General features: G+C 42.8%; 13 protein-coding genes. 3 read left to right on the top strand and 10 right to left on the bottom strand.

Translation table 11 applies throughout. The features are described 5' to 3' along the window. Positions 1-165: 165 nt before the first annotated feature. From HQM11_06710 to hemH, 4 genes are all read right to left on the bottom strand, one after another. Positions 166-1,191 carry a hypothetical protein gene (locus HQM11_06710; protein MBF0350704.1) on the bottom strand — a complete coding sequence of 342 codons (1,026 nt, stop codon included), beginning with the start codon at positions 1,189-1,191 and terminating at the stop codon, positions 166-168. 6 nt (positions 1,192-1,197) lie between these two features. Further along, on the bottom strand, positions 1,198-3,747 hold the full coding sequence (locus tag HQM11_06705) for a hypothetical protein (GenBank protein ID MBF0350703.1): 2,550 nt from the start codon (positions 3,745-3,747) through the stop codon (positions 1,198-1,200). A gap of 224 nt (positions 3,748-3,971) precedes the next feature. Beyond that, positions 3,972-4,889 carry a chemotaxis protein CheV gene (locus HQM11_06700; protein ID MBF0350702.1) on the bottom strand — a complete coding sequence of 306 codons (918 nt, stop codon included), beginning with the start codon at positions 4,887-4,889 and terminating at the stop codon, positions 3,972-3,974. 137 nt (positions 4,890-5,026) lie between these two features. Then, complete coding sequence (gene hemH / locus HQM11_06695) at positions 5,027-6,115, bottom strand: ferrochelatase (GenBank protein MBF0350701.1); 1,089 nt, start codon at positions 6,113-6,115, stop codon at positions 5,027-5,029. Positions 6,116-6,267: 152 nt separating this feature from the next. Between hemH and HQM11_06690 the strand changes: the two genes are divergently transcribed. After that, on the top strand, positions 6,268-6,651 hold the full coding sequence (locus tag HQM11_06690) for a response regulator (GenBank protein ID MBF0350700.1): 384 nt from the start codon (positions 6,268-6,270) through the stop codon (positions 6,649-6,651). Position 6,652: 1 nt separating this feature from the next. Here the strand turns inward: HQM11_06690 and HQM11_06685 are convergent, their stop codons facing one another. The 5 genes from HQM11_06685 to HQM11_06665 all read right to left on the bottom strand — a co-directional run bounded on the left by HQM11_06685 (position 6,653) and on the right by HQM11_06665 (position 13,451). Continuing rightward, positions 6,653-7,222, bottom strand: coding sequence for a hypothetical protein (locus tag HQM11_06685; GenBank protein MBF0350699.1), 570 nt, complete (start codon positions 7,220-7,222; stop codon positions 6,653-6,655). 42 nt (positions 7,223-7,264) lie between these two features. After that, on the bottom strand, positions 7,265-10,384 hold the full coding sequence (locus tag HQM11_06680; GenBank protein MBF0350698.1) for an isoleucine--tRNA ligase: 3,120 nt from the start codon (positions 10,382-10,384) through the stop codon (positions 7,265-7,267). Between the two features lie 215 nt (positions 10,385-10,599). Next, positions 10,600-12,546, bottom strand: coding sequence for a DNA mismatch repair endonuclease MutL (mutL, locus tag HQM11_06675; GenBank protein MBF0350697.1), 1,947 nt, complete (start codon positions 12,544-12,546; stop codon positions 10,600-10,602). Next, positions 12,543-12,749, bottom strand: a complete 207-nt coding sequence (locus HQM11_06670) for a DNA gyrase inhibitor YacG (protein MBF0350696.1) — start codon at positions 12,747-12,749, stop codon at positions 12,543-12,545. Before HQM11_06670 ends, mutL begins: the two co-directional genes overlap by 4 nt. Positions 12,750-12,764: 15 nt before the next feature. Then, positions 12,765-13,451 carry a TetR/AcrR family transcriptional regulator gene (locus HQM11_06665; GenBank protein ID MBF0350695.1) on the bottom strand — a complete coding sequence of 229 codons (687 nt, stop codon included), beginning with the start codon at positions 13,449-13,451 and terminating at the stop codon, positions 12,765-12,767. Between the two features lie 179 nt (positions 13,452-13,630). Here HQM11_06665 and HQM11_06660 point away from each other — a divergent pair, with 179 nt between their 5' ends. Then, positions 13,631-14,794: a hypothetical protein gene (locus HQM11_06660; GenBank protein MBF0350694.1), complete on the top strand. Its 1,164-nt coding sequence runs from the start codon at positions 13,631-13,633 to the stop codon at positions 14,792-14,794. Positions 14,795-14,809: 15 nt separating this feature from the next. Here the strand turns inward: HQM11_06660 and HQM11_06655 are convergent, their stop codons facing one another. After that, the gene (locus HQM11_06655; protein MBF0350693.1) at positions 14,810-17,080 is read right to left on the bottom strand and encodes a hypothetical protein; all 2,271 of its coding nucleotides are present in this window, start codon (positions 17,078-17,080) and stop codon (positions 14,810-14,812) included. A gap of 53 nt (positions 17,081-17,133) precedes the next feature. Here HQM11_06655 and HQM11_06650 point away from each other — a divergent pair, with 53 nt between their 5' ends. Beyond that, positions 17,134-17,784, top strand: a complete 651-nt coding sequence (locus HQM11_06650) for a cyclic nucleotide-binding domain-containing protein (GenBank protein MBF0350692.1) — start codon at positions 17,134-17,136, stop codon at positions 17,782-17,784. Positions 17,785-17,872: the final 88 nt, after the last annotated feature.

Genomic DNA, 17,872 nt, shown 5'->3' with positions numbered 1-17,872 from the left:
ATCAAAAGAAAAACTGAGGTTTGTGGATTTCTGCTGAAAGAATAACAGAAAACACAAAACGGAATGGTTATTTTTTGAAAATTTGAGAAAAACTACAGATGTTTGTTTTAAAAATAAAGTCAGTATCCAAAAATTTCAGTTGAATTTTTTAAACAGTTGTTTTGCTTAGTTTAATTTTTTGACAAGATAATCGAAAGAATTTTTCAGCAGGTCTCCCAGGTAATTGGAAACCACACCAAATTTATATTTTTGCACAAACTCCTCACTCAGTGAGCGAAATATTGACCGCGAATATTTTCTTCCTTTCAAAATTTCAAACAGGAGATTCAATTGATCATAATACACTAAATAAATCGCAGCGAGACGTTCTTCTTCTTCTCTGACAATAACCCGGATTGCCGCTTGAGAGTAAAATTCAGGAATAATGGTGTCCAGCAAATTGTTTTCTGGCACTAGGGGTTTAGATGGATCAGGAATGATCAATCGGGGTTCATCCAGGTTTTCCGGAAGAAAAGCATGGTCAAAATCAATGGGAACGATCTGCCAGGTCGGCCAATGCTGTTTGTTCAAAACCTGGCGAATCACATAGTTTTTGGGAAACATATCAGCGATCATCATGAGATTGACACTCACATTGATCCGAATCACTTCCCTGAGAAATTGACGCTGGTGCATCAGATAATCCAGTCGACCCGGTGGCAATCGGCTCCCGATCGTCCCCTTGGCTTCGCTGGTTACAATCATTTTATTGTTGACCCAGAGGCCCAAAGGATTTTTGGAAAAAAGATGGTAGAGATATGAGCAAATGAGCCGTGGATTAAAATCTGAATTTTTTTTGATATAAAACACTCGTTCAAAGCCCTGTTCATCAGGCAGGTCCGGATGTTTCATCCTAATTCGGATAGGACGAGTACTGCCTTCCACCATGACACAGACATCATCCACGACATACTCCCGGAAAATGGAATTTTCATGGTTTGTCGGTGAATACAACGCTCCTGAAATGATCCGGATGATTCGTTGGAATTCTTCTTCATGTTCTGGTTGAATCAGATAATGCTGATCGTAATACTGCTGAGATGTGTCCAGATCAATCAGATATTGGGCAACATTATGGTATCCCAGGTCTGGATCACCTCGATAAAAAGTACGAAAATATTGTTCGAGCGTTGGTATGCTGGAGGCATTCATATCACATCATTTCATAATGGATGAATAATCTACTGTTTGATCAAGAACACGTTCCTCAAGTTGTCGATAAACATCCATGAGGGGTTTGATGTTTTTCGTGAAGGTCGGAATAGATGCGTATTTTAATTCATTGAGTTGATGCTCAATTTCTTCTCTGAACACCTGATGGGCGCGATCCTGCCATTCTTGTTTGATATTCATGAGCAACTCCCCACCTTTTTTGATAAATTCCGGATCTCGAGTATGCAGATACGCGCGGAACGCATGAAGGCTCACAACTTTCTGAGGTTGCTCAAACGAGAAATTTAAGAAATTTTCAAAAACCGGTCTGAATTCCATGTGCCCCGCATGAGAACGTTTTCGAATTTGATCGAACAGTCCCAAACTCAAATCAATTAAAGAACGGAAACACTCAGGAACAGGTACCGGATCACTTGAAATTACTTTGTTGTTGATTTTATGCATTAGTTCAAGTGGGGCTTTTGCCATGGATAAAATTTTACGAACACTGGTGTAAAGCACATTGTACTGGATTTCTTTGTTCTGTTCCATTGAAGGATTTCTGATCATGAAATTGTGAAAGCTTTCTCCTACTTTCGCATGAGGTTCATAGGTGCTTATCAACTCAATCATCATGTCAATGACTTGTTTCTGCTCCTGTTCATTCAATAAAGACTGTTCCAGAAAACGGATTTTTTTAGAAAAATCACGTTCCGCGATAAATTTGATTTCAGGACGTGTTTCATAATTTCGAAACTTCACATGGGCTTCAATGTCATGCCGGATTTTGTCGGCCAGAGTACAGGAGCATTGCTCAATTTTGTCTACGAACGCATTGATAATCCCTTTTTCTGTAACCAGGGAGTCCATATGACGTCCTTCCGTGACATGAAGTCCAATCACACAAGACAGACCATGTTCGTTGAACCATTCATTCATGCGATCAATACAACGTCGTTCATCCAGTTCATCACTGGGGGTATGCGATATTTTTAATTTATGGAGTTGAGGCCATAAATTCCACACACTGTTAAATTGATCAGGATTAGCCAGTGGGTCATTGGTGTTATGGATTTCGAGGAGTGGAATGGTTGCCGGGATTCTGTAATAATTTTCAGTATAATTGATGTGGGCATACCTGGTTTTCATCTCCATCATTTTTTTTTCTTCAGGAGAAAAATCCTGATCGACCAAACCAGAGGTCAGCTCATAATTATAGGAAGTCACGCCTATTTCGTTTTCGACGATCTTGGCAAAGTGTCTAAGCAGTGGTTCCGGAGGGTTTGTGATGGCATGCTCCATACTGGTTTTCAGAATTTGAGGAGAAATGCTGATTGGGTTGAGCCGTTCGTGCCAGGTGTTAAATTGTCCTAGAACTTTATCACTGTTCAGACCCATCAATCGGCTGAGACGCTTGATGGTCGGAGAAATATCAGCGGTTGCCAGATACTCAATGAACGGAATAAATTTGGCTAATCGGGATAACTCCTTGAAAGGCAGGGTGCCATCCCGACTCAGCAATGATAAGGGCAACAGCATATAGTTCAGCACATTGCCGGGCATCCAGTAACCCCGTTTCATGGTTAACGGGGAGTTGATAATCATTAATGCTTTGACCGCGGTAAAAAAACGTGGTTGCCGAATGGTGTCAAGAATGGTTTGGATGATTGATAAAATTCCGCCCATACTGTGACCGGCAAGCATGACCTGACTCGAACCTGTGATTTCTCTGGCGAAATCAACGATGCTGGTCACCAGATATTCAGCAAAAACATCCAGGTTTGCGTTATTATCCACCCGGATATGATCGAGAACAAAGACCCGGCTTCCTGATCGGACTAACTCATAGTCCATACTGGTGTTGCCTTCCAGATGAAAACTGTAATAATTGGACATGAATCCATGGATCAGGCAAACGGGGGTGGGGCGTGTCCATTGCTTTGGAATCAATTCCCAGATTTTTATGGAGCGCATTTTATGCCATGAAATTCTGTGAATTTTAATGCAGTGAATGTATTCAGGCATCACACTGCCATCCGGATGCTTGCCATAAAATGAATCCGTTTGAATGGAAACCCGGAAATGTTGGGACGTATTTGCTCGATCTTTATATAGAATCCCGGATTCAGGAATAGCTTTGACCAGACCTTCCAGCATCTGGATACTGGAGTGTTCGCGAAGATGCAGGGGGATTTCATAAAAATCAGGAGAAATACCAATTAATTTAAGTGCATTCCAAAGATCTGTTTTAGATCGAAGATAAAGTTGCCCATGTTCTTCAATCAGTCGATTTTCGCTGTTTTCCTGTTCTTCTGACGAAAAAAAATAAAGATTATGAAGATATTTATACAAACGATCCAAGGTGTATTGGGGATGTTTGTTTTCCGTGATGGTGATCGTTCGGTGAAAATTATTGCCGTCGGGTGTTGGGTACGCCGTCAGTAATTGGTAGATTCTTCGTGCCAGATTGCGAAGCATCATACCCTTGGTACGAAATATTATTGCTTCAGGTACCAGTTCAGATGAAATACGGGGTGATATTTTTTCTGGCAACATAGATTCTCCTGAGAACGGAATGATATAATTGATTTAATCTATGAAAGAACTGACAGAATCCAATTGAATCAAATCAGACTTAATTGGTCTTTGGAAAAAATTTTAACAAAGTTGAGTATCTTCTACAAGGTTATGTATTAAAAAATATAGTTTATTGACAGACCATTGTATTGGGGAAAATTTATTAGGATGACATCCCGGAAACGGGCAGGATGGGATCAGCGTTAATCTGTAGGTGATGAAATTCGCTGTAAAAAGTCATCCATTAAAATAATCAGTTCATCCACTCCGGGCTTGGCTGTCTGAGCGTCGGCTCCCACTTCCATACATTTGTGAATTGTGCTGTCATTGATCAGGGAAGAAAACATAATAACAGGAATTTTTTGGAGTCTGGGAGTGGATTTCATCAGTTTGACAAGATGTAAACCATCCATTTGCGGCATTTCAATATCTGATACCAGTAGCTCGATTTCATCAAAAACCTTGTCTTCAGGGATTGCATTCAGAGCATCCCATGTTTCTGCGCCATTATTGAACCAGCGCTGATTGGAATAACCAGACAACCCTAAGCCTTCCGCAACAACTTTCTGAATCATTTTTGAATCTTCCGCGATCCAGATTTTTTTCTGGGATCGGTCAAATGAACCCGGCGGTATTTCTTCCACAAGATCTTCAATGTCATGGAACGAGGGTGTGATTTCTTCCATGATTTTTTCAAAATCAATCAATTGTATGAGATCTCTTTCTCTGCCTGGCTCAATGATGACACCAACCACTTGCTGATTCTCAAAAGAACAGGGTGGCGAAATGATATTTTCCCAGGACAGGCGGATAATTTTAACGACGCGTTCAACCAGAAAGCCAACCACTCGACGATTGAAATGCATTACGATGACTTGTGCGTGATCCTGTGAGATCGAAGGAGCTCCCATGACTTGAGGCAAGTCGATGATGGGCATGACCTTTCCTCGCAGATTGAAAAATCCCAGAATGATGGGTGAAGTTTGGGGGATTTTCCTGTATTTGGGCAGGTAACGGACTTCTTCGACTTTGGTCACATTCACACCGTAACGGACGTTGTGGATGTAAAATTCGACAATTTCCAGCTCGTTAGTTCCGGATTCAAGTAAAATTTCTGTCATAGCTTTGTTCAGGTCCAGACATGATTATGAAATAGGCTCTGAGTCTAGTCATAATAAAATTTTTAGATTTGGGCAATAGCACAAACAGGAATTATGCATAATCTTTAGCATTATCATTATAATGCGCAAACAAATGACTAAATAGCGATACTCAAAGTGCCCATCATTCCCAGAATCCAGAAATATAAAGCCCATCGACCATAGCGTTGAAAATACTGATCAGGGGGCAATATCAAATCAGGATCAAATCCTGTGCCATGATGAAACCATGCCATCACTTTATGTCCGAGCAATTCGATATATTCTTGCGATGACTCAATCGCTGGAACCAGAAACGGAGTTAATCCGGACTGTCGGGACAATTCAAAATAAGTTTGCCCAATTTCAAACAGTGTTTCCAGATGATCGTTGACAAAGCTGATTCCAACAAAAACAATATTCTTGTATGTTCCTTCCTGCCCAAGTTCAGGAATGCGTTCCTCTGTATAAGGTTGAAGCCAAGTCGCGGGGCCAACCCTACTTTGAAAACAAAGTTCCAGATTCCATCCAGGCAGAGCGGTTCGTAAGGCCTCCATCGTTAAATTGAGTTCAATGAGATAGGGATCTCCTTTTTTTACATAGGATTGGGGAACCCCATGAGCGGAACAGAAAATCAGGGAATCATTCGGCTTAAGCCCATGTTTGGTGATGGTTTCCAGAATGTTATGTTTCAGGGCTTCAATGTATTTGGGATGATCTGGATGGGAACGCAGGCATTGAATGGAACCTCTAAATCCTTGATTTTTCAATAGTGAAATGATTTGCAACAAGGACGATCCACTTGTTGTCCACGAAAAATGAGGATACATAGGAATCATGTAAAGTTTATCCGGTTTTTGCTCTAAAATCTGTTTCACGACGGATTCCGTATAGCCATCGAGATAACGATGAACCACATAGACGGGCATGTTCAAATTCTGTTGTAGGAGCATTTGCCGCAACGCCTGCCGTTGTTGTTCAGAGGCTTCCACAATGGGTGATTTGCCACCAATTTGTTGATATTGAGCCTGAACTTTATGAGCGCGTTTTTGCGAAATTTTGCGGGCAAGCCTGTTTTGAAGCCAGTAAGGAAAGGGAAACTGGATCACTTGAGGATCTCTTAATATTTCATATAGAAAGGACGGTACCTCTTCCAGCGACCGAGGTCCTCCAAAATTGAGTAAAATTACGGCAGATTTTTCAGACATAAAAATATTTAAGGTTTTAATGGAAATATCGATTAGAACTTGTTATGAGTTTTAGAAACCTGATGTATAAATTAGGGTATGATGAACTAAAAAATCAATTCATCCATCACATTTCAAGAATGTTTTTTCGCCTCAACTCTCTGGGGATATAAATGTCAAAAGTACTGTATGTTGATCACGATCTGGAGCGAATCATTCAAATCCAGGAACTTCTTTCCAGTCAGCATAATCTGGAAGTTGCGCTTAATGGATGGGAAGGATTGGCTGCGGCTATGTTATACAAACCGGACATAGTTCTTTTTAATCTGAATGCCCGTATCATGGATGGTGTTGAAGCTGTTCGTCTATTACGAACAGAAGAAGCCCTATGTCAGTTACCCGTTTTGGGATTTACTTTACCGAAAAGCGAAGAAATTGAAAGAATTGCACTTCAGGTAGGCTGTACCCAAATTCTGGAAAATCCGTTTCATGAATCCTTGAGTCAGGTCATTGCGGAATTTTTCAGCGAAGATCATCTCAAAAAAATTCAGGAATAAATCAGGACATGGATGTTTCAATAAGGTCCAGACGACGTACCAGATGTGTGATATCTCTTGCCAGTGCAAGGTGTTCTTCTTCAGTGACAGGAAACTTTGAAGCAAGTTGTTCTTTGACTTTATCGCCCCACGCCTGCTGATAAGTTCCAAGCTTCTGGAATGCTTGCTCGATCAATTTATCAACCACCACTCTGTTTGCTCCCAGGTAATGATCAATTCTCTCAAAAATAACCTGATCAATGCGATCCTCAACAAAATCAACGCCCTTGATCGGGAGATCCAGTAATGGCTGAATGCTTGGCAGATGCTGGGCCAGCGGAGTGAATCCGAGAATATTCCCCAAAGATCGATCTATATTATTCCGCCATTTGTTTAATTGCTTCTTTCTTCTGGCCTTATTGTTTCTTCGTTTGCATTCCACTTTGTTGAAGGTCTGATATTGCCGTACAATCACATCTTTAGCATATTCAGACGCGACTTTCAGAACTTCATTTTGCCAGCGGCATATCTCTTCTACGCTGACTTCCGCTTGCTTGCGGAGTTGTTGCTTTGCGTAAGGATCCAGGGCCATGGCTATTCTCCAATAAGTGCATGATCTATTATCGGTTAAAAATTATACGGATTTGATTGAAACCGTACAGAGTTCTCCATTGATATCCCATTCGGTTCCATGTTCTACGGAACCTGATTCCAAGTTTGATGCCAGAGTTTCTGATTTAATAAATTCATGATAGTGTGAGAGCGCTTTTTCAAGAATAGCGGAGGTCTGAATCACAACCTCAATGCGGTCCATGACATCCAGTTCCTGTGTTTTTCTCATGTTCTGAATTTTATTGATCAGTTCTCTGGCGTATCCCTCATTCAGCAATTCTTCGTTCAGATTGGTGTCAAGGGCGACTGTCAGGTTGTTTTCTGTCAACACCAGCAAGCCTTCTTTTTCTTGCCGATGAATCAAAACATCGTCCTGACTGAGATTGATGGCTTCATTGTCCAGTGTGATAGAAACTTCTTGTCCAGTCATCAGTTTCTGAATAGTTGCCAGATCGAAATTGGCTATTTGTTGACCAGCTTGATTCATTTTCTTTCCGAGTTTAGGACCAAGAACACGGAAATTTGGTTTTGCGGACAGGTGCACCAATTCTTCTTCGTTTGGAGTGATTACGACTTCCTTGATATTGAGTTCATCTGTAATCAACTCAGACAGATCCTTCAATATTTCTTGTGCTTTCGCGTCACGTGTAATGAGGAAAATTCTGGGCAGGGGTTGCCGGATTTTTAATTGATGTTTGCTACGCAAAGCACGTCCCATACTAACAGAAGAGAGAATCAAGTCCATCTTTTTTTCAAGTCCATGATCCCTGAATTCAGGCTGATAAGCGGGGAATTCACAAAGATGAACACTTTCGGTTTCAGTGTCACTTTTTAGATTCTGATAAATGCTTTCAGCTAAAAATGGCGTGAACGGAGCAATCATTTTTGAAAGTTCAATCAGGGTCAGATAGAGGGTGGCATAAGCTTCCAGTTTGTCATTGCCCTGTCCGGCCTTCCAGAATCGACGTCGACTTCGACGGATATACCAGTTTGTTAACAGATCAATGAATCCAACCAGGGGTGAAACCGCACGATTGAGATCATATTGATCCATGGCATTCCCAACGTCCTCAATAAGCGCATGCAGTCTTGAACGGATCCAGCGGTCTAGCGGATTATTCAACGGGATCCGCAAATTTTCAGGAGTTGGCTGCCAACCATCGATTTTAGCGTAGGTTGTTAAAAAGGAGAGTGAGTTCCATAACGGCAATAAAATTGAACGTACTGTTTCCAGGACGCCCTTTTCAGAAAACTTCAGATCATCCGCTTTTACAGCGACGGAATTGAGCATGTACAACCGGATGGCATCGGCCCCATAACTGTCAAGCATGTGATTAGGGTCCGGATAGTTTTTCAGCGACTTGCTCATTTTTTTCCCGTCTTCCGCCAGAACCAGTCCATTCACGATGACATTACGGAAAGCTGGTTTATCAAACAGTGCGGTGCTGATCACCAGCAGGGTATAGAACCAACCTCGTGTTTGATCGAGTCCTTCACAGATAAAATCCGCCGGGAAATTGTTTTCAAAAACGTCCTTGCGCTCAAAGGGATAATGCTGCTGGGCATAGGGCATGGAGCCTGACTCAAACCAGCAGTCCAGCACTTCGGGAACACGCCGGTATGTTTTTCCGTTCCTTTCAATGACCACATCGTCGATAAAATGCTTATGCAGATCGTCTATTTTTTTCCCACAAGCCTGTTCCAGTTCTGAAACACTGCCAAAGCAAAGAAGTTCGCCCTCCTCATTTTTCCAGATCGGTAAGGGCGTTCCCCAGAATCTGTTGCGGCTGATGGCCCAATCTCTGGCATTTTCCAGCCATTTCCCAAAACGTCCGTCCTTGATGTGACCGGGGGTCCAGTTGATCTGCTGATTATTGGCAACCATCAGTTCCTTGATGGCTTCAACATTCACAAACCATGTGGATATCGCCTTATATATCAAGGGGGTGTCCGTCCTCCAGCAAAATGGGTAACTGTGCTGTAAAGTTTCCTGACGGAACAGTCTGTTGTCTGTTTTGAGTTGGCGGATGATTAATTTATCAGCTTCCTTGATGTTGATTCCGGCAATAAACCCCATGAACTCCCTGAAGTTCCCTTCTGAATCAACAGGATCAAACACCGGTAAACCGGCTTTTTGGCAAATTCGTAAGTCGTCTTCTCCAAAGGCTGGGGCCTGATGAACAATGCCTGTTCCACTGTCATCGCTCACATAGCCATCAGACAGAATACGCCAGGTTTGCTGAGTATCAATTTTTCCCTGGGCAAAGGTAAACAGTGGCTCATAACGTCGTCCTTCCAATGCTGTCCCTGGAAATTCATCCAGAATTTCAAAGGTGCCTTCTTCAAAGTAGGTTGGGATTCTGGTTTTACAAAGGTAGTAAACAGATTGGGAGCTTTTTTCGAGCAGTTTGACATAAGGCAACTCGGGACCGACACATAATGCGAGATTGGAGGGCAATGTCCAGGGGGTGGTGGTCCAGGCCAGAAACCAGGCATTTTCTTCATCAAGAACTTTGAATCGCAGCGTGACAGAGGGATCCTGGACATCTTTGTAATTGAGATTGGCTTCAAAATTGGAAACGGGTGTGGAAACTCTCCAGGAATAAGGCAGGACCTTGAATCCTTCATAAATCCAGCCTTTTTTCCAGAGTTGATTAAAAACCCACCAGACTGTTTCCATAAAAGAGCGGTCCATGGTTTTATAATCATTGTCAAAATCAACCCAGCGTCCCATCCGTTCCACGGTCGATCGCCATTCGTTGGTATAGCGCAGGACGATACTTCGGCATTCTTCATTGAACCGGTCGATGCCGAATTTCTCAATTTCTGATCTGCCGTTGAGGTTCAGCTTTTTTTCCATTTCAAATTCCACGGGCAAGCCATGGCAATCCCAGCCAAAGCGACGTTCAACCCTGAAGCCTTTCATGGTTTTGTAACGGGGAATGACGTCTTTGATGGTTCCAGCCAGTAAATGTCCATAATGGGGTAAGCCTGTTGCGAAAGGAGGGCCATCATAAAACACAAACTGTTTGTCGTTGGGGCGTTGTTCTACAGATTTTTTGAAAATCCGGTTTTCCTGCCAGAACGTTCGAATGCTGTTTTCCTGGTCAGGAAAAGACACTTTGCTGGATACTTCTTTCATCAGAACCATACTCCTTGAATGATATGGGCTAAATTTGTCTGGGTGATGCTGAATTCAAAACGTCATGATCAGCGAGCAGGGAGAAGCGACTTCCGGAGCGACAATCTGATTCGACAGGAGTTTAAAAACTCTTTAATAAATTTATGGTTTTATCAAAATGTCCGGACCGGAAAATGGGCCAAACCCTAACAAATCAAAGGCAGGTTTACAAGTTTTTAAAAAGCTTCCTTTTCAAAGCGTTTCATCAACTCTTCCTGACGGAGTTCAATTAAAATCGGCTGTTCATGCAATCTGAAAATCTGAAAATCTACCCGTGACAATTGATCCAGCAGAATTTCCATGCGTTCAACAGGAAGTTGTTGTTGAGAAATCGCAGAATGGCAGGCAATGTTCTTCAGGGCCGTTTCCAGAATCTCTTCAGGCCGGTTTCGTTTGCCGAAAAAGCTCACTTCCTCAAGGATGGACAAAATGCTCGCCTGCATGCTTGACTCAGGTAAAATCAGGGGAAATGCATGGATGGAGAAGGTCTTTCCGCCAAAAGGCTCAATTTGAAATCCCAATTTCTGAAACTGGGGCAGATATTGATCCATCAAAATGGCATGTTGGGAGTTGAGTTCTATCAGCGCAGGAATTGATTGAGAATGGATCTCAATGGTTTTGTTATAAAAATCATTGCGAAACTTTTCAAAAATAATTCGTTCATGAGCCGCATGAGGGTCAATCACCACCAGCGATGTGTCCGTCGTTGCGACAATCCAGTGATTTCGCATCTGTCCGAGAACACGGAAATGTTGACGTATCGCATAATGCTCATCCAGCAGTTTTCGCACTTGATTTTCTGATAAATCTTTTGAGGAAGGAACTGTTTCTTCAATGGTGATGGTTTCATGTTTTGATGGGGCAGAAACAGTTTCTTCAAGGGCGATGGTTTCAGGCTTTGACGGAGCAGGGACTTTCTGTATTTCGGGTGAAGGTTCCTGATTTTTGAGATCAGATTCCCGCACCTGTTTTTTCGGAGAGGGATGTTGTCGTGTCGTTTTTTTTTCAGGTGCTGTCAACACCAGATCTTCTGGCTCAGGTTCCTCGTCTAGCATGGATAATTGTCGTGATTCCATGGGGGGAATGAAGGATCGGTCCCGGGCAAAAAAGCGACGGTGCATTCCGTCCTTCAGGAATCCACGAAGCTTGTCGGCGATAATGGTGTGAACAAGCTGGCTGTTGCGAAAGCGGATCTCGGTTTTGGCGGGATGCACATTCACATCAATTTCTGTCGGGTCGAGTTCAAGATTCAGAAAAAAAACGGGATGCTGACCTTTGCTGAGAAAGGGCTGGTAGGCATCATACACTCCATGAGTGAAGGAAACACATTTGACGGTCCTGTTGTTCACAAACAGATATTGCCACCGTCGTGTCTGACGACAGGCTGTTGGCGAAGAAACAAAACCATGCAGTCGTAAATAGTTATCCTGATAGTCAACCGGAATCAGCCCATCCTGAAATTCTTCACCGAACAATTGATAAATTCTCTCATCCAGTGTTTGTCCCCGACTGGTGTTCATCTGCAATTGCTGATTGTGTGTGAGACGAAACTGGATGGAAGGCCGGGCCAGAGCAACATTGAGCAGAATCTGCTGGATGTGTTGATATTCGGTGGTGGTGGCTTTTAAAAATTTTAGACGGGCAGGTGTGTTATAAAACAAATTCTGAACCGTGATTTTGGTTCCTCTGGCAAATCCGGTTTTACCGATATGCTCCATATATCCGCCCTTGATCATCATCCTGATCCCACCCTGCTGTTCATCTTCGCAAGTGATGAGTTCAAAATGCGAAACCGAAGAAATCGCGGCAAGAGCTTCTCCCCGAAACCCCATGGTCTGAATCTTGGCAAGATCACTTTCCGTATATATTTTGCTGGTGGCATGCCGTTCTACGGAAAGCCGGGCATCAGCCTCATTCATGCCAATCCCATTATCCACTATGGAAATATAATCTTTCCCGCCATTTTTAACAGTCACCATGATTTGATCCGCCTGAGCGTCAAGCGCATTATCAATCAGTTCCTTCACCACGGATGCCGGGCGTTCCACAACTTCCCCGGCGGCAATCTGGTTGATGATGAGCTCAGGCAGAATTTTGATTCTGGTGGCGGAATCCATTGTCATTGAGAAGGCTCATCCAGGTTAAAATCCAGTTCATCCAATGAAGGGTCCAACGCTGCGGGAACCCTGTATTTTTCGGAACCCCATGCGGCGAGATCAATGGTTTTACAGCGATCTGAGCAAAAAGGTCGAAAGGGATTGTCCTGCCATGGTGTTGTTTTCCTGCATTGTGGGCAAGGAACCCTTCGTAGTTTTGTGTCTGTCATATGATAATCTCCGCGTTATGAAATGGATTTGACAGGCCAGGGCGGCAATTCTTCACCTGGCATGGCTGACGCCCTGGCCATGATGGCAATCAGTGCCATTTTTGCTCTGTCAATATCAGCTTCCTGAATATCTGTCTCCTGATAAAGATGAATCGCGGTTCCAACGACTGCAAAGATCAAAACCTGATACACCATAGGGTCCAGGTGAAAACCTTGAGATTCCCATGTTTCATTATCAATGATTTCGATAATTTTGGAATACAGCACGACTCTTTGGTGACTTAACGGCGATTCCGGGCGCATGGATTCGCTCAGCAGCAAATTACCCAAAGGGCCAACCACGATCAGAAAATCAATAAAAATATTAATTCCAGCCTCCAGTTTATGGAAAATACTGTTGTGTGAGTCAGTCACTGTTTTGATCATCACAACAATCAACTCGGCGGAAATGTTGAAAATGTCAGACAGGACATCTTCCTTATTATGAAAGGATTGGTAAAAAGTTCGTCGGGATACATTAGCGGCACTTAAAATATCTTCTACCGTTGTTTTATTCAGTCCTTTTTCACTGAAAACCCTTGCGGCTCCCCACAAAATTTTATTTTTGACGGAGATGTCAATGAACGGCGTAATATCCACGCGCCAACTGCTAAGGAAACCCAGTAGGGATTCTATTTTGAATGGTTTGTCTTTTAAAAGCATGTGCCCCTGATAAAAATGTTGACCTTGCTGTATACGGTTTGTATATATGGTATACGCATTGTATACAACACTAAAATTGTATCCTGTGGTTGAACAGGCAAAACCTCCAGTCAAAAGGGGGAAATTATTTATGTGACCCTCCGGGGTTGCTGTTCCGAAATCATTCATTAGGAGGCGTTATGGTTTTTGAAAAGGTGATGATCAATCCAAGTGTCAGTAAATTTCATCGGCAGCTTGATGCCATATTCAATGATGGTGTCAGAAACCTGGATCTGTTGAAGTCCCGCATCGGTTTAACAGGAAGAAAAGCGAATTATGATGATATCAAATACGAATTTGTCGGAGGTGATGGGGACTATTTACGCAAGAAACATTATGACAAAAGTCTAAAATTACTTTGGAAAGCGGAACAGCATGCGCCATGGTTGTCCTTCAAGGATGCCTCCCGTGAAGAAAAAATGTTGATGGAGATGGCAGATCAATCTATGACCAAAAAAGAAAAAATTGCCAGGCAACAGATGAACAGTCAGGAATTTAAAGACAAACTCAATCGGGAATATACTACGAGAGAGAAAGAGGCCATTGTCAAAATTTTATCAGCGATTGGTCACGGAGAAGCCTATGCTTGGCTGGTTTCTGCGGAACTTTTGCAGGAAGTTCAGAGCACCGGTGCTAGGGCCGCCCTGACCATGCAAGTGCTGGAAGAAGCCAAACACTTTGTGGTGCTACGCGAATTGGTGCAGGCGTTTGATGTTGAAATTCCGAAGCTTTCATCCTGGGAATATCTCATGCTGGAAAGAGTGCACAAAGCACAGGGACTGGATAAATTTTTTGGAATGAACGTGTTGATTGAATCCATTGCACTGGGAATTTTTGGAATGTTCAGCACCTTTCCGGGACTTGAGATATTAAGGTTTTTTCATCTGGACGAAGCCCGTCACACAGGATTACCAGCCAATTATTTTGATGTCTTTCCGCTCAGTGATAAACAAAAAAACAAGTTCAGCGGAAAAATTCAGCGGTTGAATCTCCTGTTGCCTGTCATTCCCTTTGTTTTTTATATGGAAGAAGATTTGGCGGAACTGGGAATTGATGTGTTTGAATTTGGTGGTTCCGTGGCAAGGAAGGTATTGCATCTGTCGAATAAAATTGGCTTTGAGTTGGCTCTTCCGAATAGCACGGTGACAAATATGTTCAATGAACTGTTCAACTCTTATTGTTTTTTAACACGGAAAGGGCATGTTCACACACAATTTCTGGACTCAGAGACAACACTTGGTGAAAAAGAACTGATTGTTGAACAAGAAGTTTTTGGTAATAATGTCGTAAATCGTGCGGCGTGACCAATGGACGTTGTTTCATTCACCATGCAGTAAAAATGGATTCGGGTATTGCGGCGCAAAAAACATGCGTTGCAGTCGCAATACCTCATTTTTTAACTCATTGAGCCAGAGGATCTGTTCATCGGGAGGAAGTCCTTTCAACCAGCGCATCAGCACAGGAAATTTTTTGTCCAGATTTTGATCAGGATTATCAATCAGGATTTTTTTCAGTGGGTGTTCTGCTAACAGGGCTTCAAATTTAATGGATGGAATGTCGATGTCATCCTGAATGAATTTGGGTTCAAGCACCGAAGAAAGCCGCCAAAACAATTCTTCCGCCATTCTTAAAAACATTTTCCCAGCCGAAAGATAGGATACTCCAGTATCCATCGCTTCATTGATTCGTTTGATACCAATTCCCACATTGTGACCATGCAACCTTCCTGAACGGTGGGTGTATACATGCGTTCGTACAAACGGAATATTTTGTGTGAGCGCCTCGCCCATATTCAATTCCAACACAGGATAAAGGTGTTTGAGCAAATCCGCGGATTCTTCCAGTTGAAGCTGACCGCTCTTCAACACAAAATCAAAAAACTGATCAGCGCCTTCCTGTTCTGAGCCAACAATTCTCATGATGAGCAAATCGGCGGCACTCAGAAAATGAAACCTGAAGCGACGGGCCAGATCAGGTACCATGTAGCAAAAGGCGATACGGGCAATTTCTACACAGTGATACAGGGGGAACCGTTCTTTCAGGTTGTCTCCTTCCAGACGCAGATAGGGCAGAAAGGATTCCAGCAAATTCTTTGAATCAGGGACTGAAAAAGGTTGTTTGGGCACATGTTCCCATTTCCGGACACGATTATAGCGTGGAATGTCATGAATGGATTTTTGTTTCCAGTTGAGTTGTCTGTGTTTGAATCGTTCATCCGAGTTTGTTTCATAGTCTTCAAGATTGGTAAGGTCGGCAATTTTTGCGTCAAAGACAGATTGGAGTTTAAGCTGTTCAGCTTGATTCCGTATCAGCGTGGGTTGGGTCAAGCCCTGTTTTTGAGAAAATTTCAGTAGATTATTGAGCAGTCGACTGCCGAGCGCGCCTGTTTGAAGAATAGGATAAAAGGGGCTTTCCGGATTGTATATATGCGAATTGATGACTTCATAAAGTTCTGCCAGTTCGATGAGTTTTCCGTGAAAATGACACTGGCTTAAAAACCAGTCCTGATCTTCATCGGCAAAGGTCATGAGAAATAAACCCCGATATATCGGCAGGTCCAGTTGTGAACAGGTTTTCCAGAAGAATTCAAACTTTTGAGAGATCCATCGCTTTAATTTCAGTTGTTCTTCCTTCGTCTTGACGGAACGAAATAATTTGGGCAAAAGGTGGTGTTTTTCATAAATACTTCTCATGCCGTCTTTTGAATAATCCTGTAGACTGAAGATATGCAGTTCATTCAGGAGCGACATGATTTCAAAAATTTCCTTGTTTGGCAGGTCACCCATGGTTAAATGATAAAGAACCGAACGCATGAGCAGTATATAAAAAGTTCTCAGGTTATTTCTGCCTTCGGGGAGGTTCCGTAACTGATGCCTGTTGCGTTGTTTTTCAGTTTGGGTTTTGATAAAATCCCTGATTGAATCAAGACCTTGGGGATTTCGTTGACTCAGGAGCAGGCTAAGATGCGCATCAGGTACGGGAGAAAACACAAGGATGTATTGATTGAGCTTGTAAAACCAGCGGTCAATGAACGCTTCCAGATAGAGCCAACGGGAAGGATGGAGCAATTTTTTCTGATAGGCAATGACCTCGTTCAGTAAATCAAAGACACTGAACGGATTGGCGGTAAAAATTACAGCGTCAGTCTGGTGCGGGGACCTTGATGGCAGTGAAGGCGCCTGTGAACGGTTGCGAGCGTTTCTTAACTCGGGAATAACCAGTGCGTCAAACAAGGCGGGAGAGGCTTTCATGGCATGATCCATCAGGAGTCGGTTGATGAAAACACAGTCGCCTTCAGGTTCATCAATCTTCAAAAATCCCAATTCTTCCTGGGTTATGGCAGAAGACCAGATTTTATTAAATGTTCTGCGGACACGTTTCCATTTGGCATCCTTGCGAAATTGTGTCAATTGAGAATGTATCGAACCAATTGTTTTGCGGGCAAAGAATTCATGCTGTGTTGTGTGCAGAAATGCTTGAAGCCTTTCAAATTGTGGCAACGAATAGCCATGTGTTTTTAACAAAGCCTGAAGGGTTTCCGGGTCGGGAAAATCTGGCGCGGTTTTGTCGTGGCGCAAGGCGAAATTCATGAATCAATTCTCGTAACAGTTGTTGTGAATAAAATTTCCATCTTGGAAAAGTTATGCAAATTACAGGGCTTCTGGATCAGTACGAAATAAAAAAAATTACAGGCATTTTGCGGAAGGCTCCCTTCCTGGATGCCTTATTCGGCGCTCTTTCTGATGAAAAGCAAAAGAGTCTGTTGTCCAACTGCCGTTTATTCCGGGTGAAACCGGGAGAGTATGTGATCAACAAGGGCGATATCAGTTCGTGGATGTATGTCGTGTTGAAGGGAGGATGCTTTGCGTATATTGAAAAAGATGACCGGATTCCCATCAATCATCTGAAACCGGGAGATATTGTTGGTGAATTGACAGCCATCATGGGATTGCCCCGAACCGCATTTATTGTGGCAAATTTTGATGAACCTGAAACGTTGCTGGTGGGAATAGATTTTTCAGTTTTTTCCAATGTTCAGGATTCAAGGATGGATCTGTCCAGTAAAATCCTGGTGTTTCAAGTGATCCAGCGGACAATTTTCAAACGACTCCGCAGTGTTGAAAACGAATTGTCTCAACGTGGCATCAACCCGATTCATCCCTCGCCCGCATTGGAAACCCCTCCACATTATATGTCGCAAAAGGATCAGTTGAGGGAATACATGGTCAACAGCAGTGCCGGGGCCGCCTCACTCATGATTCTTTCAGACCAGCTTTCGAATTATCTGAATTAATTTTTATCAATGGTTTCAATATCATCGATAAATTTCAAAATTGTGATGTGGAACTCTTTCCAAGCCCTCTGCTCTCTGAAAAGGTGAT

The organism is SAR324 cluster bacterium (assembly GCA_015232315.1).
GTDB lineage: Bacteria > SAR324 > SAR324 > SAR324 > NAC60-12 > JADFZZ01.
The sequence above is the reverse complement of the archived record's forward strand: the minus strand, read 5'-3'. Positions and strand labels throughout refer to the sequence as shown.

Coding starts and splice junctions, on each gene's coding strand:
- HQM11_06700 (MBF0350702.1), bottom strand. CDS start 4,889: ATGACAGAAATTTTACTTGAATCCGGAACTAACGAGCTGGAAATTGTC.
- mutL (MBF0350697.1), bottom strand. CDS start 12,546: ATGACAATGGATTCCGCCACCAGAATCAAAATTCTGCCTGAGCTCATC.
- HQM11_06660 (MBF0350694.1), top strand. CDS start 13,631: ATGGTTTTTGAAAAGGTGATGATCAATCCAAGTGTCAGTAAATTTCAT.
- HQM11_06710 (MBF0350704.1), bottom strand. CDS start 1,191: ATGAATGCCTCCAGCATACCAACGCTCGAACAATATTTTCGTACTTTT.
- HQM11_06670 (MBF0350696.1), bottom strand. CDS start 12,749: ATGACAGACACAAAACTACGAAGGGTTCCTTGCCCACAATGCAGGAAA.
- HQM11_06650 (MBF0350692.1), top strand. CDS start 17,134: ATGCAAATTACAGGGCTTCTGGATCAGTACGAAATAAAAAAAATTACA.
- HQM11_06680 (MBF0350698.1), bottom strand. CDS start 10,384: ATGAAAGAAGTATCCAGCAAAGTGTCTTTTCCTGACCAGGAAAACAGC.
- hemH (MBF0350701.1), bottom strand. CDS start 6,115: ATGTCTGAAAAATCTGCCGTAATTTTACTCAATTTTGGAGGACCTCGG.
- HQM11_06690 (MBF0350700.1), top strand. CDS start 6,268: ATGTCAAAAGTACTGTATGTTGATCACGATCTGGAGCGAATCATTCAA.
- HQM11_06685 (MBF0350699.1), bottom strand. CDS start 7,222: ATGGCCCTGGATCCTTACGCAAAGCAACAACTCCGCAAGCAAGCGGAA.
- HQM11_06655 (MBF0350693.1), bottom strand. CDS start 17,080: ATGAATTTCGCCTTGCGCCACGACAAAACCGCGCCAGATTTTCCCGAC.
- HQM11_06665 (MBF0350695.1), bottom strand. CDS start 13,451: ATGCTTTTAAAAGACAAACCATTCAAAATAGAATCCCTACTGGGTTTC.
- HQM11_06705 (MBF0350703.1), bottom strand. CDS start 3,747: ATGTTGCCAGAAAAAATATCACCCCGTATTTCATCTGAACTGGTACCT.